Here is a 24,298-nt window from a genome sequence, read left to right as displayed (position 1 = left end):
AGATATAGTAGTTGAGATTTAGTCGCTTAGTATTAATAAAGCCACTATTTTAAAAATTTACTTTTCAGCTGAGGAGTAGGAAGCATACAAGTCTCTTTTTTTCCAAAGATACGGTAACGATTGTGAGCTAAAACACGGTAAAAGTAATTCCGAAACCCAGTGGGTAACACCTTAAATACCCTACATAAAAACCAAAGCCCTGACAGATCTTTAGTTATCTCTAACGCGGCATCACTTCTTAGTAAATACTTTCCCTCTTTTATTAAAATAAACGAATCAAATCCAATATTTTCCAATTGATACTCAGTCATTAACGCTCGCGCGGTTTCACTTTGCATTGGCGTAAAAGCAAACACATCTTTGTGGTCACGTTTAATGATGAAGTTGACTGCGCCATTGCATAGGTTACACACGCCATCAAAGATAATTATGTGTTGTGTCTTCATTTTCCCTAAGCACCCTGTTGTATGTGTTTCTCTATTGAATCTACTTTTGAGTATTTCCCCATTTCACACAAAACTCAATAAAATGCTTTAATAGCGGATTTTGGTATTTATCTTTGTGGATCAATATCCAAAACTCTCTTTGCATGTCTACAGGTACATTTATTTTACTTACTCGCAGGCTCTCTAAAGCATATTGCGCTGCAATATTAGATAAGCAACCAAACCCCAAGCCTGCAGCGACTGAATTAATCAGTGCTTCTGTAGTATTTAGCTCAACACTCGTATGCCAATTCCCTATATGAGGCGCCAGATTTTGCATAAAACAGTCCCTTGAGCCAGAACCTTGTTCCCTTAATACCCAGTGACTGTTATCTAATGAGCTTAACTCAATCATGCTTTTTGCTGCTAAAGGATGATTAGGCGAGCTAATCACACACATCTCATCTTGGCTAAAAGGGATGGCGATAATATCTGGGTGATGGTGCTCACCTTCAATCAGGGCAATGTCTAGCTCAAAATCCACCAGTTTTTGGCAGATATGTGCTGAGTTTGATACGAACAAACTTTGTGATTCATGGTGATATTGCTGCCTGAAAGCACTGAGTATTATGGGGGTTAAATGATTACCTACAGTGTCACTACTGCCAATACGCAGCTGCCCAGACATGACTTGCTTATCGTTAAACATCAGACTGATATCGCCAAGTCGGTTGATTAACTCATCGGCAAGCGGCAGCAGTTTATGACCCTCCTGATTGAGTATTAAACGATTATTCACTCGATCAAAGAGCGGATGTCCTAACTGCTTTTCAAGTTCAGCTAACCCCATGCTGACGGCAGCTTTTGAGAGACACAAATGTTCAGCCGCTGCGGTAAGAGTCTTATGTTGGGTGATCGCGCTAAAGACATTCAACTGTTTAAAAGAAATATGCGGGTTCATGGTTGTCTCATTTTAATTGGATCCGGATTGAGGCTTTTATTGAGGTTGGTATTGAGATTCGTATTGAGGGCCGTATTAGGTTAGTAATAACAAATACGTTCAATTTAAATTAACCCATGTTTTAAATTGTTGGATATATATAAACAAATAGCAAGCGTATTATGGCCTTAATTAAACAATTCCTCGCGGTTGATAGCGCAATATCAGGCTAAGCAATCGCAATAATTAGCTTGAGGTTATTATGATTCAGAAAGCAAAACTTAGGTTATTAATGGCGCCTACACCTATGGCAGGGCTGGCGTTAGGTATCGCAAGCCTAGGTTGGAGCTGGGAAAGTTTGGCCAATTTACATGGGGTAGGTCAATGGCTCAGTGCAGCGATAGCTAGCGTATTATTATTGGTACTGACGTTTAAATTTCTGGTCCATTCTCATACCTTAAAGCAAGATTTAGCACACCCTGTAGTGGGGAGTGTCGTGCCCACTTTTGCGATGGCAACCATGGTGGTGTCTAACTCGTTAGGCCAATTTTCAGCTATCGCTGGTGATGCATTATGGCTGTTAGGTTTAGTGCTCCATATTGTGTTTTTAGTCAGCTTCTTATATCACCGCGCTAAGGATTTTGAATTACATCACATGGTACCAAGTTGGTTTGTACCACCTGTTGGGATTATAGTTGCTGACGTTTCATTTTCAGGTAACCCTCAATTAGCTTTTTTAGCGCATCTCGCATTAGTGTTTGGTATGTTTGCTTACGCGATTATGTTACCAATGATGATTTATCGTCTTATGTTTACCCATGAAATTCCAGATGCTGCTAAACCGACACTGGCTATTCTTGCCGCACCAGCCAGTTTATCCTTGGCCGGTTACTTAACGGTTACTGCGGATCCTTCTCCAGTGATTATCGCGTTATTGTTCGGCATTGCAGTGTTAATGACCGCAATAATCTACCTGGCATTTTTTAAATTACTGCAATTACCATTTAGCCCAGGTTATGCCGCTTTCACGTTCCCTATGGTGATTGGCGCCACTGCGTTATTTAAAATGGTGACCTGGATGGAAAGCATTGGCATGGCAGATGAGTATGTTCAACAAGTCAGGTTACTGGCTGGTGTAGAGTTAACTATTGCCACAGTGGTCGTTGCATATGTGGCTTTTCGATATGCTCATTTCTACCAAGGTGAGGCAAAGGTTAGCGTTTAAAAAAACGTTTAAGGCAGGTGTAGCAAAGCCAATCAAAATGAGTCATTGGCTTTGCTGTCATTTACTTTAGCGCTTGTTGGTTTAGCGCCATTTGCTTTAATGACTATCCACGAAAGGGTTTATCACTAATTTATGTTCAATTTCAGTTGGTAATAAAGGCGTATGCTTTTGCTTGGCATATTGCTCATAACCATTGCGGTAATAGGGGGACAAGGGATGACCTGATTGACCGCCAGGTATCGACATAATGGCATCTTGCTCAGCCCCAGGTTGCACAATAAAGCGTTGTGAAGCGCCAAAAGATTTACCTTGTACAGCAGGCATAAAGCTATCACCAAAACCTTCAATTGTAGGCATATCTAGCCAACGACTTAATTGCGGCAATTGTTTCGAAAAGGGATGTTGAATGGTCAGTTGGTTGACCTTGCCCCAGCGTAAATCGGTTAGTTTTTTCTTTGGACTATGTTTTTTAAGTAAAGCTGCAGTGGAATCTTGATAAGCCGAGACAGCAAAGGATTGCCAATTAGTATGATTTTTAGGTAGCCATGTTGCTGGTTGCTGGTTCAATATTTGCCACATAGGTGTTTCTAAATAACGCTTGATAGCCGATAAGCCACTACTACGCTGTTTCAGCTCGGTTTCAATAGGGGCAAAGGTTTGATCGATTAACGCAGTTCTAAATTTTCTAACGAGGGTATAACCCACAGAGTCAGCACAGGCACACTCGCCCCAACTGGAAATGTGTTTTATATCTTCAGCAAATAACACAGGTTGCTCACTGAGCACCGAAAGTAAATATTGCTGCCAAGGCGCTAAAAATCGCGCTTCATTATCCAGTTGTAACTGATAAAAATCATCTTCAGTAAAGTTATTTTTAGCCAGTAATCGGTCGCGGATTTGCGCGGCGCGAGCGCCAAGAGCATAGCCGCCATCGCCATATCTTAATTGCGCTTCAGCAGATAAAACTCTTGAATTAGCAGTCCAGATACGATGATTGTCAGGATTAATCATTTCAGGCATTACCGCTTGTTGTTGCTGCCAATTATCTTGTTGATAACCATTAGTGGATTGGGCGGTATCGGAAGGATTATCACGTGCAGGAACTGCTCCTGCGATTTTCCAGCCGGCGTTCCCTTGAGCATCTGCTAACAGCATATTTTGCGCAGGAATGCCGATTTGTGTAGCCAACTCTGTTCCTTGCTCAACACTTTGTGCATTTTCTAAAGATAACAATGCCATGTTAACGGCATAATCAGTATGTCCGACCCAAGATAAGGCATAGTCGATACCGGCAACAGTTTTGACAGGGCCATATTTGGATACTTGAACGGTATAATTAACCTGGCCTTCGGGTAAATCAATGGGTTCGTACTCAAGTTCTATTTCAGTGTCTGAGCTGATCTCTATCCAATCTGCAGTATCGATATAACTGTTGGTAAAGCCCCAAGCTAACTTTCCGTTAGAGCCAACAACAATGGCGGGGGCGCCAGGCAGAGATACCCCTGTAATTTGCTTCATGTTATTTGATTTATCTGCATCTGAGCGATGAGTGTTAGGGTAGTTGAGTTGAGCGCGATACCAAATAATCGGCACAGCAAAAGATAAGTGCATATCATCAGATAACATGGCGCGGCCAGTACCTGTTAATTGGCTAGTCACTGCCCAGTTATTACTGCCCACTTCTACTGGCTCTTCAATATCTTGATTTATCGCGCTAATGAGAATTTGTTCTTCAAGTTGTGGAATACTGCCTTGGTAAAGCGTTATTTGGCTATTATCTAATGCTGCTTGATGATGACTAGGCTGGATTAAAAATGCGAGCATATCATTGCCAAAAGCTTGCTGTAATTGGGTTAATGCCATATCGCGTTTGATCGTGTTGCCTTGCAAATCTAGGTACATACTGTAAATCACTAACAAACTGTCTGTTTCATGCCACTCACGGGGAGATGAATTTGTTAAAAGATATTCAAATGACAATACAGTTTGGTCGGCAAGCGCTTGGTTAACGCCTTTTGTGTATGCCGTTAAGGAGGCTTTATCTTGCTCAGGAAGTTGTTCAAAAATATGTTGGGCACGTTTTCTAAGCTGATGAAAACGGCGACTCTTATCTAGGTCTAATGCAGCTTTACCGAAGATTTCAGAAAGTTCGCCCGCTGAGTTTCTACGCAGTAAATCCATTTGAAAAAAGCGGTCTTGGCTATGGGCGTAGCCGATGGCGTAAGAGGCATCAATTCGACTATTCGCCGTTATGATTGCTGTACCTAAGGTATCACGCTCAATGGTGACTGGTGCTGAAATATCTTCACTGATAATAGTGTTGGATAGACTTGGCATACTCAGCCTTAACACGCAGTATACGGCTAAAATAATGGCTGAAGAAAACAAAAGCAGCGAGGCAAGTGTGTATTTGGTTATCTTGGATTGTAAAACCTTATTAAGGCTGACTGACATGTTTAATTACCCATTGGAGTGACCTGCCTATCATAACCAAGGTTATTGAAATGTTAAAAGTAGTTTTTGAAGTTTTACAGATAAAAGCAAATAAAAATGAATCAGTTAGCTCTGCATCGCTGAGTTTGAGCTAACTGCACTTGTTTTGAGTTGGCTTAAATTAGGTTTATTGATTGATTTTGGCTTTAAATTTCGCCTTGGTGTCATCATTAGCTTTGTTATACCAGTAATCAAGCATTTCGCCGATTTCGGCTTGATCTTCAGCAATGGTTTTAGGTTTAACGGCAAGGTTTGGTGTGACAGGTTCAGCTGGATGATTGATAGGTGGAGCTGACGCCGCCGTTGCGGCAATAGGTACTACTGCTACCTGAGCGGCAGGTGCGAAACGTGGCACTGAAGCAATGTGGCCAGCTTGGTTGTAGGCAATCATTTCTTCTGGGTAATCACGACCAATTTGTAAGCCAGCTTTAATCAAAGCTTCACTTTGAAAAGAAACAGTACTTCCTTGCTTGTTGGTGAGAGTCATACTGGGGGTTTTATTGAACTTGTTGGCAGCATTTTTATTGCGAATTGTTGGCAACGTTAACTCATATCGGTCATTCTGAGCATTAAACGTTAACACTACAGCATTGGAGTTAAATTGGGTTTGCATGCCATTATCGCGATAGTTGACCACATAATTAAATACAATTTGGTTTTCACCTTCAGAAAGCTTTATATCTCTATCACCGCTATAAACTTGGCCATTGAGCACTTTAACTTCAACACTTGTTGGGAGCTCTAACACGCTGGCAGCATATGCTAATGGAGTAAGGGTTAATAGTAATAGGCTAAAAAATAAGGATTTTGAGTTCATTTTATTCTCATTAGAGCTAAGGGCCGCTTCATAACACTGATTGCTGCGACTTTGATGTTTATGGGATTACCTGCATTCACGAACAGCCAAGTATGCAAGATTAAGTTATAGCAAACCTAACAAGAGTTACATAATGCAGAGGACTTGTTTTTAATTGATCAAGCCTTGTTGCTAACCCATTAAGCCTAACTTTTGATAATCAAAGAACTTACGGTGTTCAACACCTGCTAAATTGGTATTTACTTTGTTCGGGTGTTTATACTCGCCCCAGCTTGCCACATGACTGCCGACATTTAATACAGGGAAATCTGTAGTGTTATTGTCAGCAATGACGTTGTCACTGACACCAATAAAGCGCAATAAAGTGTGTAAGCTATTTGGTTCATTAAGCTTAATCGTCAGTAAATCATCTCTGTCAGCAAAGTAACGGTACACAGCTTGCTGATGAGATAAATAACATTGCTTTAAGCGAGCCTCGTCCAGTAAGTCGTCGGCACTTAAATCGCCGAAAGTCTGCTTAAAACACCGCTTCAAAATGGGGTGAAAGGTACCTGTTTTATCGGCCAGATTAGGCGCCATCTTTGTCAGCAGCATTTGAATTGAATTAATCCAAGGCTGTATAGGACGATTGATATAGATGAATTTGGAACCAGGGAAAATCTTATCTAATTGCGGGTAATCACAAAAACAAGGCACATCAGAAACCACATCAGCCACTTCAAAGGCTTTTTTAGTTAGCCCAATATGTGCAACCTTAAAACCATGCTCTAACAAGGCGACACTGACGCTGGTGGTACCTGTTCTTGGAAGGCCGATAATAAAAACTTTATTCATAGAAGCTAGATACAGCCTTAAATTGGTGTGAGTGCTTAGATTCAACTATTTCTTTTAAATAATTTGTGCAATTTAAGTGCGGTATAAGACTTTAATCACATGCCAACCGAATTTAGTTTTAACAAGGTGTGGGGTGATGAGTTCACCTGTAAAACAAACTTTGTCGAACGGAGGCACCATTTGGCCTTTTTTGAACTCACCGAGGTTACCGCCACTTTTACCAGAAGGGCATGAAGAGTGCTTTTTGGCAAGTACGTCAAACTTAGCGCCTTTTTCTAGTTGCTTGATTAAATCTTCAGCTTGCTGTCTATGTTTAACTAAAATGTGCAATGCAGCCGCAGTTCTGGCCATGTTGATACTCTCCAATAATATAGCCGCTAATTATAACGTGAATCATAACTTGCAAGCCAGAGTGGCAGTTGGGGGCGATGATGATTTTTGTGATTAATCTGAGTTTATATAGCTTACGTATTCGTTATAACAGCGTGATATGGGTTAATATGAAGGATGAATTTTTGCAAACTAGCACGTTAATATGCTCGTTTTAGAGCCCCTAATTAAGCCCGCTGATTGAGAGAACCTGATGATGACAGCCTCCGCAAGATTGATTTATGTTTATGATCCTATGTGCAGTTGGTGTTGGGGCTATAAACCTACCTTACTTGCATTAAAAACCCAGTTAATCGAACTGTTCCCAACCCTTGCAATTGACTATAAAGTGGGTGGTTTAGCGCCTGATTCAGATATGCCGATGCCAGCAGAAATGCAGCAGTTTTTAGCTCAAACATGGCATAAAATTGCCCAGCAACTCGGTACGGAGTTTAATCATGCTTTTTGGCAAGAGTGTCAACCAAGGCGTTCAACTTATCCAGCTTGTCGAGCGTGTATAGTTGCTAGAGAATTTGCTCTTGAGTCAGAAATGATGCTTGCGATTCAACAGGCTTATTACTTACAGGCAAAGAACCCATCAGATCTTGATACGCTTATTGAAGCAGCAGAAAGTGTAGGTATTGATAAAACGGTTTTTGCTGAACGTTTATCGTCAGCAGAAATAGCACAAGCATTTATGAAAGAATTGGATTTTGTGCATCAATTACCGATTAGAGGTTTTCCATCATTGGTATTGCAAGTGAATGGACAAAATATCGGGTTACCCTTGGATTACCATGATCCCCAAACGACGATAGATGCGATAACTAAGGCCTTATAATGAATAAGAAGATTAGCTAACTCAAGAATACCATCTGTGTTGGTCTCTATATGGACTTTAGGGTATTAACAAATTACAGATATAAAAAAACCAGCTGAGCGATCAACTGGTTTTTATTCTCTTTCAGAGAGGTTAACGCTTGATTTAGTGAACTAGCTTGGCCAAATCTGGTAAATGGTCAATCTGCATTAAGCAGTGCTTAAATCAAGGTTAAAGGACTTAAATACCCAAGGGTATTAGTCTACACCGTGACAATCAGCACATTCAGTGATTGTTAAATCTGGTGTATGTAGATCAGCATCTAATTCGTGATGGTCTGTAAAACCATGACAATCATTACATGTTTCGAGAGTTGCATCCATTTCAGCATGTTCTTCAACATTGATTGCTTCGTGACAATCAACACAATCAACAGCAAAAGCAGAACTTGCAAACATAAGTGCAGCAATCATAGCTAAATATTTCATAGTAACTCCATCATCAGTTAAGGGGCGTTATCGCCCATGCTAGGTGTTAAACCTGAGCAATTCGCGCTGACTCAATGACCGCATCTCTTAATGCAAATAAATCCGTTACTTTATAACTAAGGACACTGAATATTGGTTAGCACATTTTAATTTAGTATTCGTAATGCAATGTTAAGCAGAAGAGTGAGCTCTTAAACTTAAATTACTTTACCTACGATACCATCTTATTGATTTATGTTAATTAAAACTTAAAAGAGCGCTTAAAGCCACTTTTTTACATCTTCTATCATAGTTAATTTTCAAGGTTGTGATCTGCTTAATAAAATTCTCAAACTTTAAAATGTGTTTTGAGGCTTGTATCTAAGCATCAATTATCAGTTTATGTGCAGTATATTGTCACTAAGATGAACCCAAGATGAACGAATTGTTATTGTTGAAATTACAAGCTTTGAAATTACAGGCTTTTGAATTTACGGGCTTTTGAATTTACAGGCAAGAAATCACAGACATTGAAACTCTTGGTTGTGAAATCTATTACGACTATATAGTTGACTCATGAGTTCATGCTGCTGACACTTTGATCCACTCGTTTGGTAATGGCTGCATCAAATCGCTGACTTGCTCTGGGGTATTGTTGAGCCAACTGCTAATGGCTGTTGAGGGGATAAATAGCGGCATGCGGTGATGATATTGGGCGCACTTATCATTAGGTTTAATGGTTAAGGTGACTAATTGCTGGAGATCTGGATAAATGACACCAGCCATGAATAAAGGTTTATTAGCCGCATGGGAAAAGCGGTACTTTTGCTTTTTCGCTTGGCCTTCATCGCGCCATTCAAACCAGCCACTACATGGGATCAGGCATCGATGTTGATTAAATGCCTCGGCAAATGTGGGTTTGTCTACGACAGTTTCAGCTTGGGCATTAATGATGAGTTTTTTGGACCATTCAGGTTGTATCCCCCAACTTTGCTGAGTAGCAATAAGCTTACCATTTGTAGAACTCAGCACTGTAACTGGATCTGTCGGCCTTAAATCAAGATTCGTTTGAATACTCAATGGCTGGTCAAATAGTGGATCGAGTAGTCCTTTCATGCCATCAAGTAAGACCTCCAATCTGCCACACATAATTTGTCCTTTCCAATTAAGTTATTGAACAATATTGTCCCGTTAACGTTAGCATTATAAAACTATTTTTTTGAGATTATTTTCATAAAAAAGTCTCGTTAATTGGTCAATTTTTATAAAAATTCAAACGAGCGTATAAATTTTTAAATTATTTTTATCTTCAGCGTACACGTGTAAGTTCATGAATTGGCAATAATTATTTTTAACGATGGCTTTGTTACTGTAAATATTAGCTTTATTTGCCAATTAGAATATTTGATCTAATTTAATTTTTGTGACGTAATGCACACTATTATTCTGGTCTGATGAGTGTAGAACTATGAGCATAAGAACAACATTTAAGAAAGTATTGCCGAGTATTTCAACGACTGAACAAGAAGCATTAGATGCGGGCGATGTTTGGTTAGAAGGCTCAATTTATCAAGGTATTCCTGATTTTGCTGCATTACGTGATATTCCCAATGCAACCTTATCGCTTGATGAGCAAGCTTTCTTAGATGGCCCTGTGCAGACATTGATTGAAATGGTCGATGATTTTGATATTCAAAATGGTAAGCACTTGCCAGACGATGTACTGACTTTTCTAAAAGAGAATAAGTTTTTCTCGCTGATTATTCCAAAGTCTTACGGTGGATTAGAGTTTAGTCCTTATGCTAACTCAACCATCGTTGCGACTATTGCTGCTAAAAGTTCTGCTGTGGCAGTTACTGTAATGGTGCCTAACTCGCTAGGTCCTGGCGAATTGTTAATGCATTACGGTTTAGAGAACCAACGTAACTTCTGGTTACCTCGTTTAGCTAACGGTTTAGAAATTCCATGTTTTGCACTGACTAGCCCAGAAGCTGGTAGTGATGCTGGTGGTATTCCTGATATCGGTACCGTCACTATGGGAGAATACGAAGGTAAAGAAGTGCTTGGCCTTTCAGTGACATGGGACAAACGTTATATCACTCTAGCGCCTATTGCGACGGTGCTAGGGCTTGCATTTAAAGTCGAAGATCCACAAGGCTTGTTGGGCGGAAAAGAGCAACTGGGTATTACTTGTGCGCTTATTCCAAAATCACATCCTGGTGTACAACTTGGTAACCGTCATGATCCTATGGGCTGTCGTTTCTATAACGGTACGACTCGTGGTGAAAACGTGTTTATCCCTATGGACTTCATCATTGGCGGTCAAGAGAAAATTGGCCGCGGCTGGCAGATGCTGGTTAGCTGTTTAGGTGCAGGCCGTGGTATTTCATTACCTGCATTAGGTGTATCAGTCAGTCAGTGCTCATTTAAGTCTTCTGCTGAATACGCTGCAGTACGTGAGCAGTTTGGTTTATCAATTGGTAAGTTTGAAGGTATTCAGGAGAAGCTGGCTGATATCGCAGGTAAAACTTACCTACAAGAAGCCATGCGCGTATTGACTACTGAAGGCTTAGGTCTTGGCTTAAAGCCATCAGTGGTAACGGCGATTGCCAAATACCATATGACAGAATTAGGTCGTGATATTCTTGATTCAGCTATGGATATTCAAGCGGGTAAAGCGATTCAGCGCGGTCCACAAAATACCTTAGCGTCAGGTTATGTAGCTCAGCCAATCGCAATTACAGTTGAAGGTGCCAACATCCTAACCCGTAACCTAATGATATTTGGTCAAGGTGTTATGCGTTGTCATCCACATTTACAAAGCATGGTTGAGTCTATTCATAGTGACGCCAGTGATGCTGATAAAACCTTTAATCGTATCTTCAGACAAACAATTGGTTACAGTGTTGGTAATAGCTTGCGTGCATTTAAATTGGGTCTTTTACCCTTTACCGCACCTGCGCAATCATCATTACCTGAAGTCATAGGTTACGAAAAATCTGTACATAAATTGGCATCAAAATTAGCAGTTTATGCAGACTTCTCGCTACTTGTTTTAGGCGGAAAACTAAAGCAAGCAGAAATGCTGTCAGCTCGCTTAGGTGACGTAATGAGCTACCTGTATGCAGCAATGGCATCGATTCGTTTTTACGAGCAGAAAGTGTCAGCTGAAGAACGTAGCCAAGCTAAGCCATATTTTGAGTACGCGACTCGTTGGTCTTTATGTAAAGCTGAAGAAGCCATATTGGCATTTTTAGAGAACTTCCCGTCTAAGCCTACGCGTCAGTTTATGCGTTTAATCACCATGACTTACTCAGGTAAAATGGTAAAAGTGAATGATGATTTGGTGCGTGAATTAGCAGAGCAAGCTCAGCTTGATACTGCATTTAAAAAGCAATTAACACACTTGATTAAACCGGTTGCTGGTGATGGTAATTACATTAATGAGCAAGCTTATCTCGCTAAAATGGCTTGTTTACCACTGTTGTCAAAAGTGAAAAAATCACTTAAACAGCGTGTATTTAAAGCGGGTGTTCGCTTCTCAATTACGCTTGATAATGCACTTCAAGCTAATGTCATTACAGTGGATGAGCACAAGCAATTACAAGACTATAATCTAAAACGTGAGCGAGCGATTCGAGTTGATGAGTTTGATTTTGATTTGAATCTAATCTCAGACAAAGCAAACTTAAAAATCGCTAACTAAAGATAAATTTAAGTCTCTTACTGTTTAAGTCTCTTACTGTTTAAGTAAACCAATTTAAAAGGCCGCTATTAAGCGGCCTTTTTGTATTTAAAAAGAAATGGAAATAACAAAATATATAATCAGTTCGAATTTTAAGTAGATCACAGATTGAACAAAATTTTACCTTATAGGTATTTCATTAGGTGAAAATTTGAGCTTGGCAGCATTTTTCTTAGCTTAGTTTGGTAAATAATAAAGTACTTATTACTGATCTAGGAGGCAAAATGGCACGATTATCTTTGATGACAAACGTAATTGTGATGTGTTTACTTCCTGGGTTTTCACACGCTGCAGATATCATTATTGGTGGAACTGTGGGTTATCAAACTCACAGTACTTCATCTTATTCAGGTTTATCTAGCAGTGAAGAACGGGGGATTAATTATCAAATAAGAAATAGTGTCGACATTGGTGATGCGAGTCGCTTATACGGAACGTATTCTTTTAACTCTGATGACATGACGTATCATGAAGGTGTGCTTATTTCTTATGATAAATTATTTTTTCTAGAGCCATCGAATCAAGTGAGTTGGTTTATTGGTGCATCAGTAGGGCTAAGCGGTCATGAGTTTCAAATCACAGATATAGATCAAACTTACTATGATTCAAATAGTTGCTATGTATTTGGCGCTCAGACAGGATTAATGTTTGATTTTGGTAATGCATTTACATCTGAATTGGGATTTCGCTATTTAAAGCATAATGATACTTCTTCAGTTCAAAACCTAGGGGCGTTTTCTCTGTCTGTAAATGATGCGGAGCAAGTGTATTGGGGAGTCGATTTGAGCTTTTGAAAAGGATTAAAAGTATCAATGTATCTTAAGAAAAATAAAAGGCTGCCACGAATATGTCGGACAGCCTAATTATAGTAATGTGATTATATTAGCAATTAAGATGCTTTAATCGCGTTACCTTCAGAATCTTTAAAACTACCGACTGCAATCATGATGAAGTCGATTAATGTCCAAATACCTAAACCACCTAAAGTAAGTAGCATTAAGATACCAGTACCGATTTTACCTGTGTAAAAGCGGTGCACACCTAAAGAGCCCAAAAAGAAGCATAAAAGTAGTGTTGGTACGAAACCTTTTTCGCTTAATTGAACAGGTGTTTCTGCTGTTTGAACTTCTGACATAATAAATCCTTTAATTATATTTTTTGTCCTGGATAGGTAATTAATTTACCTTTCCCGTCTCTGTAGCTTCCAACAAGAAGCATAAATGTCACTACAACAGTGTGTATAACATCAATAAGAATAAGACCTGCACCTATGAGGGTGAGCGTAACATCTCCAAACTGTATTAGGATAATGCCAACAATGGCTAACGTTAAATCGAAAAAACCATGTAAAACTCTGCCACAATAAAAATGGTGAATTCCTAAAACGCCAAAAATACCCGATAAAATAACCGCAGTAGCGTATTTTTTATCAGACTTGACTGATTCAGTCACTTTCAACCTCCTTGATGAAAATCTTAAATCTTTTATATAGCAAAGAGTTAGCTTAAGCAATTACAAATGTTAAATTTAACTTAAGAATGTGTCTCAGATCTTATCGTTAAGGTGCTCGAGTGTGGCTTTTTAGCGAGTATTGAAATTGAGATTTGTATATTGAGTATGAAATTTTATCTTATATTCAATGTTTTAATGGTTTGGTAAATGAAAGGGTTATTGTAATTGTTGTTTTAATTAGGCATGTTAAGACTTGGTTAAAAATGACTGCTTTGGCAATGGGCATAAGGGAATCAAATGTTGACAAGAACACAACACGATACGAGACATGACAGTTTAACAAAGCGCCTAGGCTATTCATCAATAGCTATACTAGTTTGCGCAATATCTCCCTTTGTAAACGCAGCTGATTATAAGGTTATTCATGCCGGTGAGCTGTTAACCGTTGCCAGTGAAAAACCATTGCAGCAATACTCATTGATCATTAGAGATGACAAAATTACTGAAGTAAAAAAGGGCTATGTCACTTTATCAAAAGATAAGGTAATAGCGACTGATACCGTTGAATATATAGATTTAAAAGACAGTTTTGTCATGCCAGGTTTGATGGATATGCATGTGCATTTACAAGGTGAAATAGGGCCTAAAAATGACAGTGAAGCGCTTCGGATGTCAGATGCAGATGTGGCAATGAGAAGTGCATATTTTGCAAATAAGACCTTACAGGCAGGCTTTACTACAGTACGTGATTTAGGCGCCAAACCAGAACAAATTTATGCACTGCGTGACGCAATCAATAAGGGCTGGTTGCCTGGTCCAAGAATTGTTGCATCAGGCGGTGTGTCGGTCACAGGTGGTCATGGAGATGTGGACGGTAAAAGCCCAGATTTATTGGATATGCTGACCTCTAAAACCATTTGTGATGGCCCTTTTGATTGTCGCCGCGCGACTCGCCGTGCAATTAAATATGGTGCAGATGTCATTAAAATAACCTCAACAGGTGGGGTGTTGTCTGATACCAATACTGGTACAGGTCAGCAAATGGCCAATGATGAATTAAAAGAAGTGATTGATGCCGCTCACGCATTAGGGCGCAAGGTTGCCAGTCATGCCCATGCTGCTGAAGGTATAAATGCAGCGCTTCGAGCTGGAGTCGACAGTATTGAGCACGGCAGTTATGCCAATAAAGAATCGATTAAGTTGTTTAAAAAGTCTGGAGCTTATTTAGTTCCGACTTTATTGGCTGGTGATACTGTAGTGCAAATGGCGAACTCGAAAGGCAACTTTATGTCTGATGCGATTAAAGCGAAAGCGATTCGTGTGGGTAATGACATGCAAAATAACTTTGGCAATGCGTATAAAAAAGGCGTAAAGATTGCTTTTGGAACTGACAGCGGTGTGTCTCGTCATGGTGATAACGCTAAAGAAGCGGTACTGATGTCTCAAGCAGGTATGTCGAACAAAGATATTTTAATTTCTGCCACCATTAATGGTGCTGATTTAGTGGGGATGTCAGAATCAATCGGCACCTTAGAGCAAGGTAAACAAGCTGATGTTATCGCGATGAAAGTGAGTCCATTAACCCAAATCGATGCATTACTTGATGTGCAGTTTGTGATGAAGTCTGGCGACATCCATAAACAATAAATCAGTGTAGATGACGTAGAGGTAATGCTGACTTAACCCGTAATTCAGCATTACCTCTAACTCTAACTCTCATTCTCAATTACACTCTCACTTACACTGCCAGCTTCGGTAAGACTAACGTTGCGATACAACCCCTAGGTTGGTTTGAAGCAAGTGTAAACTGCCAATTGTAGCGCTGGCATAAAGTATCGATTATTGTCAGCCCTAGTCCGTGGCCTCCAGAATCACTTCTTTGATGACCTTTTTCACTATCCGATAAGCCTTGGCCATTATCTTCAATAATAATTTCTTTATCGAAGACTGCAATGTTAATCCAACTTTTTTCTCCCTCTGGTAACGGCTCGCAACGGGCATTTATCGCATTGTTGACTAAATTGGTTAACAGCATCTTTATTACCGCTGAATTTGGCTGAACAGTAGGCGAACTGTGCCACTCAACAGAGATTTTAATGGCTAATTTTTTTGCCTGATTGACGGTGGTTTCAAGTGTTTGAGTTAACTCTTGTTCAGTAAATAGTCGCGGCGAGTTTTCATGGGAAGACTTTTCCTGTTTAACAATATTCAATAAAGCTTCTACGGTATTCTGCATATCTTGAGCCGCACGGGTAATACGTTCCCGCTGTCGAAGTTGAAAGTCTTCATCAGGTTTTTGAGCAAGTAATTTGGCCGAACCTAGAACAATACTAAGAGGGGTTCGTAGCTCATGACTGGCATACCTTGCAAAAGCTTGTTCTTGTTTTATTAAGGTTTCATTTTGCTGACGGTAACGATTGAGACTGTCAGTCAAAATACCAAACTCTTTGGCAGCACTTTGACTGACATTGAAAGCTTCAGGAGTAGTGCTACTACCTAACTGCAGGCTCAATTGGTTGATGGGCTCAATGAGTCGTTTAAACAATTTTATGATCGCGTAACTAAATAGCAGTATTAACCCAATAGTAAAACCAATAACAAAGGTATTGATACCTGTCCATTGGGCGCTGCTGAGCTCAATGTTTTCAGCAGGCATAGTGATATAAAGCTGGGACATTTGGCCATTTAATACAAACTCAGAACGGTATAAAAATAACTCTGAAAGGTCATCATTAATTTCACCATTAAAGCCCAACGGATAATTTTGCAACTCCCCGTAGTGAGAAGGAATAAAGTCGCTGCTGTAAAAAGCAGTAATATTGGGCGGTAATACTAAAGGCTCTGGGACGCCTTTTTGAAATTGTTTAATAACGAAAGGAGCACTGTCACGTAAATTATTAAGACTGACCTCATCTTCAACCCACTGCAGCATATATATCATCATCAGGTAAATCATCCCAGATGCTAACAGACCGATTAATACAAAATAGACTGACAGACGACCAACAAAAGATTGAGTTGAACTATTACTAGTGGTTGCATGGGCACTTGATATGCTTCTTGAATTCAAGGTCATTCTCCTTGGCTTAACCGTAAACCGACTTTGGGTACGGTCATTAGCATGGGCTGCTCAAATGGTTTATCGAGTTGATTTCTTAATTGATAAACATGACTTCGTAAAATGTCATTTCCCGGTGGGTGCTGTCCCCAGATTTCATCGATAAGCTGCTCGCGAGTCACGACATTAGGAGCATTTTTGATGAGTAATAATAAAATTTGGTACGTCGTTGGCGTTAACGCCAATTTCATGCCTCGGCGCTTAACCTGATGCTGGGCAATGTTGAGTTCAAGCTCACCAAACCTAAGCGTTGCTTGAGCCACTTTACCTCTATGCCTTTTAATCAATGCTTTTATACGTACATCAAGTTCATCTAAATCGAAAGGTTTACCCAAGTAATCATCAGCGCCGCTATCAAAGCCGGTCATGAGGTCAGTTTTATTATCCAGTGCAGTAAGCATCAGTACTGGCGTCGTGCAGCCTTGCTCTCGCAGCGAACGACATAAGGTCAGTCCATCCATTTTAGGGAGCATTAAATCTAAAATGATGGCGTCAAAATCTTCCTCAAGTGCGAGACTGAGCCCAAGTTCACCATTAGTCGCGTAATCAAGGTCAGCATCTTGAGCTTCAAAAAAATCGCCTAAAATACCTGCGACATCGTGGTTGTCTTCAATGATAAGTAGTTTCATTGGCGGCTAAGTTCCTGCTTGAGCTTGTCTATCATGAGGGGCACTGGCAATAAAGAGTGAATAAATCAGCGCTATTGTTACAAATTTTTTGTCGAAAAAATGTCAATGACATTTTTTACACTATCACTACTTCAAGATGTTGGCATATTTTGTTCTGTAGGAATAGCGCATGCATCATTCAAATTATGATAAAAACCCATCTGAAATCTGTGTTTCGATCATCATTCCCATGTTTAACGAGTCAAAAAGTCTTGATGTATTGATGACACGCCTTAATAGCGTGCTATCACAAATAAACGACCGCTGTGAATTAGTCTTTATTGATGATGGCAGCACTGATGAGACATGGGCATTACTTCAACAACTGCGCTTAAGTGATTGTGAACATCAATGTATAAAACTAAGCCGTAACTTTGGCAAGGAAGCTGCGATGTCAGCGGGGCTTGCACAGGCAAGAGGACTCGCTATCATTTTGCTGGATGCAGATTTACAAGACCCACCAGAGCTTATTCCTCAAATGCTGCAAGCATGGCGAGCCGGCTATGAAGTTGTCAATATGCGCCGTAAAAAGCGCTTAGGTGAAACTTGGTTTAAACGCTTTTCAGCAGCTTGTTTTTACCGCTTAATGAATTGGATGTCTGACTCTCCTGTGCCTGAGAATGTAGGCGACTTTAGGTTGCTGAGTAGGCAGGTTATTGATCATATCAATGCCATGCCTGAACGTAACCGATTTATGAAAGGCATTTTAAGTTGGCCAGGGTTTACCCAAACTACCATAGAGTTTGATCGCGACCCTCGTAGTGTCGGTGAAACAAAGTGGAATTACGGCAAATTAGTGGGGTTAGCGATGGATGGGATCACTTCATTTAGCTTTAAGCCGCTTAGATTAGCTACTTGGTTTGGTGTGACTATTGGGCTGAGCTCTTTAGTTTATGGTGCTTGGATCGTACTAAAAACTTTAGTCTATGGTGAAGCCGTTGCAGGGTATGCTTCAATGATGGCAGTTCAGTTATTTTTAGCAGGCATTCAGTTATTAGCACTGGGGTTAATTGGCGAATACTTAGGTCGAGTATTTATGGAAGTGAAGCAGCGCCCAGTGTTTATTGTTGAGGATGTCTATCATCAGCACAGTATTCCCCATACTGTTTTTCCTTTTCAGCATGCTTGCGTAAATAGTAAATTAAACAAACCGGGTAATCAGTTTGCTTTGCAAACGCCTAAAAAAGGGAATTTAGTAAAGTCTAAGTTAGCAGCTACATCTAAATTGGCTGAGAGCAAAAGACAAAACACACAAAGTTTCCAAGATATTGTTCTAAGTAGACAACAGCAATTTGTGCAGCCTAAAAGTTTGAATCAATATCAGTTTAACTTGGAAAATGTCAAATGAAGTCAAAGTTGTTAGCCCTACAATATTATCCCAAGATCGCAGTGGTGCTGGTTGCTGCATTATTGATCCGTTTATTGTCATTGGCATTATATCCGTTGATGGATACCACTGAAGCACGTTATGGGGAAATGGCTAGATTAATGTCTGAAACGGGCAATTGGTTAACCCCACAATTTGACTATGGTGTGCCTTTTTGGGGCAAGCCTCCTTTACAAAATTGGTTGAGTGCCAGCTTTATAGAATTGTTTAGTAACAATGAATTTTTTCTAAGGTTACCGCATTTTTTAGTTGGACTAGTTGTTTTATTGCTGGTGGTAAAGCTGGCAAAAACATTCGCGATTAATGGTTTCAAAGTAGCGACTATGTTAACCACAACTGTTGCATTTTACGTTTGTATGGGAACAGTGATGACCGATATGGGATTATTACTGGGACTAACGCTAGCATTTGTCAGTTTTTACTTGGCTTGGCAAGGTCAGTATTTGTGGGGCTATTTGGGCTTTATTGGATTGGCCATTGGTTTGATGGCCAAAGGGCCGGTTGCTATCGCCATTTTTGGTATCGCGACTTTTTTGTGGCTGTTGTGGACCCTTGGTCCAATTAAGATGTGGGCTCAATTATGGCTGCGAATTCCATTGTTCACAGGGCTATTGTTATTGCTCGCATTGACCATGCCTTGGTATGTGATGGCGGAACAAGCAACTCCAGGATTTATTCAATACTTTATTGTTGGCGAGCATTGGTCTCGATTCGTGGATAGTGGGTGGAAAGGAGACTTATACGGCAGCGCACATGATGAAGTCCGCGGTACCATCTGGATTTACTTTGTAGCTGCTTGTGTGCCTTGGTCGTTATTTATACCTCGCGGTTTATATCGACTCTATCAGAAAGCGAATGTGTTAATTGAACAAAAGGCTAGACAAGAAACTGGGCATGAAGCTAGTCAAGCAACTGAAGAGTATCAGCAAAAAGGTTTTGATGACTTTACTAAGTTTTTACTGTGTTGGATGGCAGCACCACTGATTTTATTTACCTTTGCAGGCAATATTTTACCTGCGTATGTTTTACCTGCTACACCAGCACTGGCTTTGCTTATTGCTTATGCCTGGCGTAATCAACAGATTAGCCAATTTGTGATGATTTCTAGCAGTATTCCATTGTTATTAATTACGGCGCTAGTGGTACTTAATTCTGGTGTGAGCAAAGAGAAAAGTGATAAGTGGCTGTTGAATCAAAGAGTATTTGATTTACCCGTATATTACTGGTTCAAACAACCATTCTCTTCGCGCTATTACAGTGAGGGCAAAGCGGTAGTCGTGAATGATGAAGAGCAACTACAGCAGTTAAATCTACGTCCTTATTACATTGTTGTGAGCAAACAGCAACTAAAAGAACAAGATGTCTTAGAAAGTTGTTTGCTTGAATCTGAAACGCGCAAAAAAGTACTCATATTATGTGGTGAGCATTAATGACTGGCTCATCCATATCAGCGGTAAAAATGAATCCTCTGGTTTCATTTTTACTGGTGGGTGGTGGAAGCTTCATTGTTGATTTATCTATTTATTTAAGCTTGATTGAACTTGCTGCTTGGCAGCCTTTTGTAGCCAGAACTTTAGCATTTATGGTTGGGCTAGGGTTAACTTGGTTTGGGAATCGAAAATTTACATTTAGGGAAAGAAGTCAACTAAGCACTCTTAAGCAATGTCGCTGGGTCATTACGATTGCAGCAATATCAGCGCTGGCAAACCTGGGGGCTTTTCATCTGATGCGTTTGCATTTACTGGCGTCAACTTTAACGTTAGAGGATCTAGATCTTGTAATATTTACATCGAATACTCTAACTGGCATACAAGTTGAAATCATTAGTTTTGCAGTGGGAGTCTTAGTGGGGCTGATAGTGAATTGGCTTGGCTCTAATCACTTTACCTTTAAAAACCAACCAGCCTAACATTGTCATTCATTGAGTCTTAATAACTCTGTTAGGCTTGGTTATCTAAATAAGGGCTCAATTAGCATTAATTGATTCAAGTTGCTTACTCGACCCAATGTAAAACATCTTTGATGACCGACCAACGAGGCTTTTTAGGTTGGGCATTTTCACCTAAAATCCAATAGCCATAAAGTGTGTCGACATAACCTGAGGATTGTTGGATGGATAGCCAACTGTTTAAGAAGGTATGCAGCGAGTGATTACCTTTAGCTACAGCGTATGAAGCTGGGAAGGATTTAATTTCTTCACGGTTATACATGGCAGTATATTCGGGGTATAAAATCGTCCATGTTTTGCCAGCTTCTAAACTAATTAATAAGGCATCATAGTTTTCACCATCATCTTCAAAGAATAACTTGTCTGAGTCGATAGAGCTAAACTCAACATTATCAAACTTTTCTTGAATGTGCGGAATGATGGAGTAGTCACCGACAGAGGCCACTCTCACCTTTTCAGCTTCATGGATTAATTGATCTGTTTTAAATTCATCAGCACGGTAATCCTTCACGACAAAGGCGTAGTGTAAATCGAGTATGGGATTAGTGAAATCGACAAAGCCAATACGGAAGGTGGTCATTTGTAGCCCCGAAATGGTGACATCAAATAAGCCACTGTTGATGCCATCCAGCACATTGGCTGAGCTATAAGGAATGAATGCCACTTTAATTTCAAGTTCAGCGGCAAGTTTTCGCATCATTTCAATATCAAATCCCACAAGATCCTGACCAGCATTGTAGTAGGAAAAAGGCACTTGAACAGGGTTATAGCCAACGCGTAATAGCCCGCTTTGTTTTATTTGCTCTATGGTTCGTGGGCCATTCACTTCAAGTTCTTCTGACCAGTTAAAAGCCGTGATTTCTTCAGGCACTTCTGCAGCAGAGCTCATTTGAGCAACAACTTCATCCATGTTGTATTCAGTATCAACGATACTACTCAATACCCAACTGGTGCCTAGCAGCGTGATTCCGAAAACAACTGGGGTAATGGCACTACAAAGAATGAGTCGCTTCATGCTGATTTTAGCAATACCTGCCAGCATGGCTGTGCCACCGATGGCGAGAATAAATATATTCATTGCGGCTAATAGCGAAGTAAATCGACTGGTGAACAAACTAGACACCATATAAAGCTGGAATAGATCAGATGATAATTCTAATGAGTCAAGAAGCATCGGAATAGTCAGATAGACACTACCAAATAAGCTAATCAGCCCGTTAACAGACATAGGAAAATAACTGAGGAAATCGAGTTCTTTACCTGAAAACCAAGCAGCAAATAACACAAATACAATGGTGAGGAGCTTACCTAAATTAGGAAAGCTAAAGACCACTGGGATAATGATATTGGCGTAATCATCAGTTTGCTCATCACCGATATTGTACTTATGGAATAGCTCTTTAGTGCGTTGAATGAGTAAAGGTAAAATAATGAAAATATTACCTGCCGCAAATGCAGTGATCATCGCGTCTTTAGCAATACCTGTAGTGTCTCGGTAGGAAAATGGGGTGATCACCATAATGATTGCCGGCAACACCCAATAGGTCAAAATCACCGTCATTACCACATGAGCGACAAAGTACACCTGCAATTTTTGAAACTCGTCAAAATCCATGGTGCCAGCGGTGGCCGCTGTCATGGCGAAAATGCCAATGGGCATGAGCATCACAATGCTTTGCGTGACCTTATTAAAAGACTCACCTAATAATTGCAAAGGTCGCATCAAAGACTCTTTGTCTTTAATCGAAATAAGCGCGATGCCTGTGGCGACACAAAATAATACAATGGCTGGGATGTAACTATTCGATAATGAAAAAAATGGGTTAGATGGGATATATAAGTCTAATAAATTGACTGAATTAGGGTCTTGGAGCGCAGTTAAGCTAAAGAACTCTCCCGCTTGCCACTCAGGAAATGTGTATTTGATCAAATACATACTGAGTAAACCCAATAGCCAAATGACTAGCATCAATTTACCCACTTTAACGCCCAGAGATTTTGCTTGCTCTAAGGTTAAACTGCCTAAACTCGAAATAAGCGACACGATAATATAAGGGATGATGGTCATTTGTAGAAGCTTGATAAAAGCATCACCAATTACAGACATCCACGCGAGCATTTCGCCAAAAAATAGCCCTGCAATGATGCCGCCAGCAAAGGAGAGTAACACCCAACTCGACATGCTGAGTTTGTTCTTTTTAGGTTCTTTATTGGCGGGCGAAACCGCCTGTGCTTGCTCTGGGCTTTGTGCAGTATTATTAGTGGGATCTGTTTTATCATTGTCTGGTGTGGCCGTTGCCATATGAATCCTTTTATATGCTCTATTTCGCGAATGGTGATATTGCTATTGCTTGCGACTAATACACTAACTGAATGAGTTAGCTGCAACTAACAAGCTGTTGCGCTTGGCCATGAATCGCGAGTGTTTGGTGGTAGCAATCGACATACTGATTAACTTTAATTTCAGTATTAAAGTGCTGAATCGCTCTTGCACGCCCAGCTTTTCCAAGTTGCTGTTGGTACTGGTTATCAGCAAAAATCTTGCTAATGGTGCTAGCCATACTTTGCGCATCTTCAGGTGGATGCATAAAGCCTGTTACACCTTCTTCGACGACCTCAGGAATGCCATCAACATTGCTACTAACCGTTGGCACCCCACAGGACATTGCCTCTAGAATAACCATACAGAAAGACTCGCGGTAACTTGGCTGAATTAAACAGTCTGCATTAGCAATATAGCGTTCTACCTTGTTCACTGAACCAGTAAAACGGACTCTATCTAAGATGTTGAGTTGACTACATTGCTGTTTAATTTTTTCGATATCCGGACCGCTACCAACCAGCACTAGCCTGACTTTTTCATCGCAGTGTAATTGACTAAAAGCATTAACGACGGTTTGGGTGTTTTTTAGCGGCCTGAAATTTGAAACGTGCATTAAGATTTTTTCGTCATCATTTGCCAATGTTCGTCTTAGGTTTTGGTCAACTAACTCTGGGGTAAAATCGTTGGCATCAATAAAGTTATGCACCACATTAATGGGTTGGTTTATTTCAAATTCTTGTTGAATATATTGGCGCTGGAAATTGGATACTGTCGTTAATAAGGTACTTTGATTCATGCTGAAGGTATTTAAACGTTTTATCGCATTATCTTGACCGACAATCGTGACATCAGTTCCGTGAATAGTGGTAACAATCGGGAATGAATATTGGCAGATATTACTGGCTAGAAATGCACATAAAGAGTGAGGAATAGAATAATGAGCGTGGATCAAATGTAATTGATATTGTTCGACGACTTCGACAATTTTGGCGGTTAACGAATAGGTATGTAGTGGACCTTCAAATAAAGGATAATTTACTTCGTCTACTTCATGAAAGTAAACATTACTATAATTTTGGATAAGCTTAAATGGTCGTTTATGGGCAATAAAATGCACTTCATGACCTAATTTTGCTAAGCCAATACCCAACTGAGTGGCCACTAACCCAGAACCACCAATGCTTGGGTGACAGACAATACCTATGCGTAACTTATTCATCATTTTTCACTCGTATCCTTACTTGCGTGCTCAGCGCAATGAAATGGC

Annotated in this window: 22 protein-coding genes; 8 read left to right on the top strand and 14 right to left on the bottom strand. The window is 40.1% G+C overall.

The window, feature by feature from the left end; genetic code table 11:
- Positions 1-44 precede the first annotated feature (44 nt).
- Both LMH66_RS13745 and LMH66_RS13740 read right to left on the bottom strand, forming a co-directional pair.
- Positions 45-446, bottom strand: coding sequence for a thiol-disulfide oxidoreductase DCC family protein (locus tag LMH66_RS13745; protein ID WP_229370677.1), 402 nt, complete (start codon positions 444-446; stop codon positions 45-47).
- 40 nt (positions 447-486) lie between these two features.
- On the bottom strand, positions 487-1,386 hold the full coding sequence (locus tag LMH66_RS13740; protein WP_229370676.1) for a LysR substrate-binding domain-containing protein: 900 nt from the start codon (positions 1,384-1,386) through the stop codon (positions 487-489).
- A gap of 241 nt (positions 1,387-1,627) precedes the next feature.
- Here LMH66_RS13740 and LMH66_RS13735 point away from each other — a divergent pair, with 241 nt between their 5' ends.
- A complete protein-coding gene (locus tag LMH66_RS13735; protein ID WP_229370675.1) occupies positions 1,628-2,590 on the top strand; it encodes a TDT family transporter in 963 nt (320 codons plus the stop codon).
- 96 nt (positions 2,591-2,686) lie between these two features.
- On the opposite strand, the gene LMH66_RS13730 is transcribed toward LMH66_RS13735, so the two are convergent.
- The 4 genes from LMH66_RS13730 to LMH66_RS13715 form a co-directional block, all read right to left on the bottom strand.
- Positions 2,687-4,927, bottom strand: coding sequence for a penicillin acylase family protein (locus tag LMH66_RS13730; RefSeq protein ID WP_324295179.1), 2,241 nt, complete (start codon positions 4,925-4,927; stop codon positions 2,687-2,689).
- Between the two features lie 283 nt (positions 4,928-5,210).
- Complete coding sequence (locus LMH66_RS13725) at positions 5,211-5,900, bottom strand: DUF2057 domain-containing protein (protein ID WP_229370672.1); 690 nt, start codon at positions 5,898-5,900, stop codon at positions 5,211-5,213.
- 171 nt (positions 5,901-6,071) lie between these two features.
- Complete coding sequence (locus LMH66_RS13720; protein WP_229370671.1) at positions 6,072-6,734, bottom strand: sulfotransferase family protein; 663 nt, start codon at positions 6,732-6,734, stop codon at positions 6,072-6,074.
- A 72-nt stretch (positions 6,735-6,806) separates the two neighbouring features.
- Positions 6,807-7,085, bottom strand: a complete 279-nt coding sequence (locus LMH66_RS13715; protein WP_102528118.1) for a peptidylprolyl isomerase — start codon at positions 7,083-7,085, stop codon at positions 6,807-6,809.
- 232 nt (positions 7,086-7,317) lie between these two features.
- On the opposite strand from LMH66_RS13715, the gene LMH66_RS13710 reads away from it, so the two are divergent.
- Positions 7,318-7,944, top strand: a complete 627-nt coding sequence (locus LMH66_RS13710; RefSeq protein WP_229370670.1) for a DsbA family protein — start codon at positions 7,318-7,320, stop codon at positions 7,942-7,944.
- Positions 7,945-8,180: 236 nt separating this feature from the next.
- On the opposite strand, the gene LMH66_RS13705 is transcribed toward LMH66_RS13710, so the two are convergent.
- Both LMH66_RS13705 and LMH66_RS13700 read right to left on the bottom strand, forming a co-directional pair.
- Entirely contained in the window at positions 8,181-8,411 is a 231-nt protein-coding gene (locus LMH66_RS13705; RefSeq protein ID WP_229370669.1) for a hypothetical protein, read from the bottom strand.
- 561 nt (positions 8,412-8,972) lie between these two features.
- Positions 8,973-9,539, bottom strand: coding sequence for an SOS response-associated peptidase (locus LMH66_RS13700; RefSeq protein WP_229370668.1), 567 nt, complete (start codon positions 9,537-9,539; stop codon positions 8,973-8,975).
- Between the two features lie 319 nt (positions 9,540-9,858).
- Here LMH66_RS13700 and LMH66_RS13695 point away from each other — a divergent pair, with 319 nt between their 5' ends.
- Positions 9,859-12,096: an acyl-CoA dehydrogenase gene (locus tag LMH66_RS13695; protein ID WP_229370667.1), complete on the top strand. Its 2,238-nt coding sequence runs from the start codon at positions 9,859-9,861 to the stop codon at positions 12,094-12,096.
- A 263-nt stretch (positions 12,097-12,359) separates the two neighbouring features.
- Entirely contained in the window at positions 12,360-12,929 is a 570-nt protein-coding gene (locus tag LMH66_RS13690) for a hypothetical protein (RefSeq protein ID WP_229370666.1), read from the top strand.
- Between the two features lie 95 nt (positions 12,930-13,024).
- Here LMH66_RS13690 and LMH66_RS13685 read toward each other — a convergent pair whose 3' ends face one another.
- Both LMH66_RS13685 and LMH66_RS13680 read right to left on the bottom strand, forming a co-directional pair.
- Positions 13,025-13,270 carry a TM2 domain-containing protein gene (locus LMH66_RS13685; protein WP_102528113.1) on the bottom strand — a complete coding sequence of 82 codons (246 nt, stop codon included), beginning with the start codon at positions 13,268-13,270 and terminating at the stop codon, positions 13,025-13,027.
- 14 nt (positions 13,271-13,284) lie between these two features.
- The gene (locus LMH66_RS13680; RefSeq protein WP_102528112.1) at positions 13,285-13,587 is read right to left on the bottom strand and encodes an NINE protein; all 303 of its coding nucleotides are present in this window, start codon (positions 13,585-13,587) and stop codon (positions 13,285-13,287) included.
- A gap of 297 nt (positions 13,588-13,884) precedes the next feature.
- Here LMH66_RS13680 and LMH66_RS13675 point away from each other — a divergent pair, with 297 nt between their 5' ends.
- Entirely contained in the window at positions 13,885-15,234 is a 1,350-nt protein-coding gene (locus LMH66_RS13675; protein ID WP_229370665.1) for a metal-dependent hydrolase family protein, read from the top strand.
- 91 nt (positions 15,235-15,325) lie between these two features.
- Here LMH66_RS13675 and LMH66_RS13670 read toward each other — a convergent pair whose 3' ends face one another.
- Both LMH66_RS13670 and LMH66_RS13665 read right to left on the bottom strand, forming a co-directional pair.
- Complete coding sequence (locus tag LMH66_RS13670; protein WP_229370663.1) at positions 15,326-16,657, bottom strand: sensor histidine kinase; 1,332 nt, start codon at positions 16,655-16,657, stop codon at positions 15,326-15,328.
- A gap of 2 nt (positions 16,658-16,659) precedes the next feature.
- A complete protein-coding gene (locus LMH66_RS13665) occupies positions 16,660-17,334 on the bottom strand; it encodes a response regulator transcription factor (RefSeq protein WP_229370661.1) in 675 nt (224 codons plus the stop codon).
- A 169-nt stretch (positions 17,335-17,503) separates the two neighbouring features.
- On the opposite strand from LMH66_RS13665, the gene LMH66_RS13660 reads away from it, so the two are divergent.
- From LMH66_RS13660 to LMH66_RS13650, 3 genes are read left to right on the top strand one after another with little or no spacing between them, the layout of a single operon-like run.
- Complete coding sequence (locus tag LMH66_RS13660) at positions 17,504-18,721, top strand: glycosyltransferase family 2 protein (RefSeq protein WP_229370659.1); 1,218 nt, start codon at positions 17,504-17,506, stop codon at positions 18,719-18,721.
- Positions 18,718-20,190: an ArnT family glycosyltransferase gene (locus LMH66_RS13655; RefSeq protein ID WP_229370658.1), complete on the top strand. Its 1,473-nt coding sequence runs from the start codon at positions 18,718-18,720 to the stop codon at positions 20,188-20,190. The genes LMH66_RS13660 and LMH66_RS13655 overlap by 4 nt, the downstream gene beginning before the upstream one ends.
- A complete protein-coding gene (locus tag LMH66_RS13650; protein ID WP_229370657.1) occupies positions 20,190-20,669 on the top strand; it encodes a GtrA family protein in 480 nt (159 codons plus the stop codon). The genes LMH66_RS13655 and LMH66_RS13650 overlap by 1 nt, the downstream gene beginning before the upstream one ends.
- Positions 20,670-20,754: 85 nt before the next feature.
- Here LMH66_RS13650 and LMH66_RS13645 read toward each other — a convergent pair whose 3' ends face one another.
- Together LMH66_RS13645 and bshA are read right to left on the bottom strand one after the other, a co-directional pair.
- Positions 20,755-23,010 (bottom strand): cation:dicarboxylate symporter family transporter, encoded by a 2,256-nt coding sequence (locus LMH66_RS13645; RefSeq protein ID WP_229370656.1) that lies wholly within the window; start codon positions 23,008-23,010, stop codon positions 20,755-20,757.
- A 76-nt stretch (positions 23,011-23,086) separates the two neighbouring features.
- On the bottom strand, positions 23,087-24,253 hold the full coding sequence (gene bshA / locus LMH66_RS13640; RefSeq protein WP_229370655.1) for an N-acetyl-alpha-D-glucosaminyl L-malate synthase BshA: 1,167 nt from the start codon (positions 24,251-24,253) through the stop codon (positions 23,087-23,089).
- Positions 24,254-24,298 lie beyond the last annotated feature (45 nt).

Source organism: Shewanella sp. 10N.7, assembly GCF_020806285.1.
Taxonomy (GTDB): domain Bacteria; phylum Pseudomonadota; class Gammaproteobacteria; order Enterobacterales; family Shewanellaceae; genus Shewanella; species Shewanella electrodiphila.
Note: the sequence above shows the minus strand (reverse complement) of the source record. Positions and strands in the feature narration are given on the sequence as shown.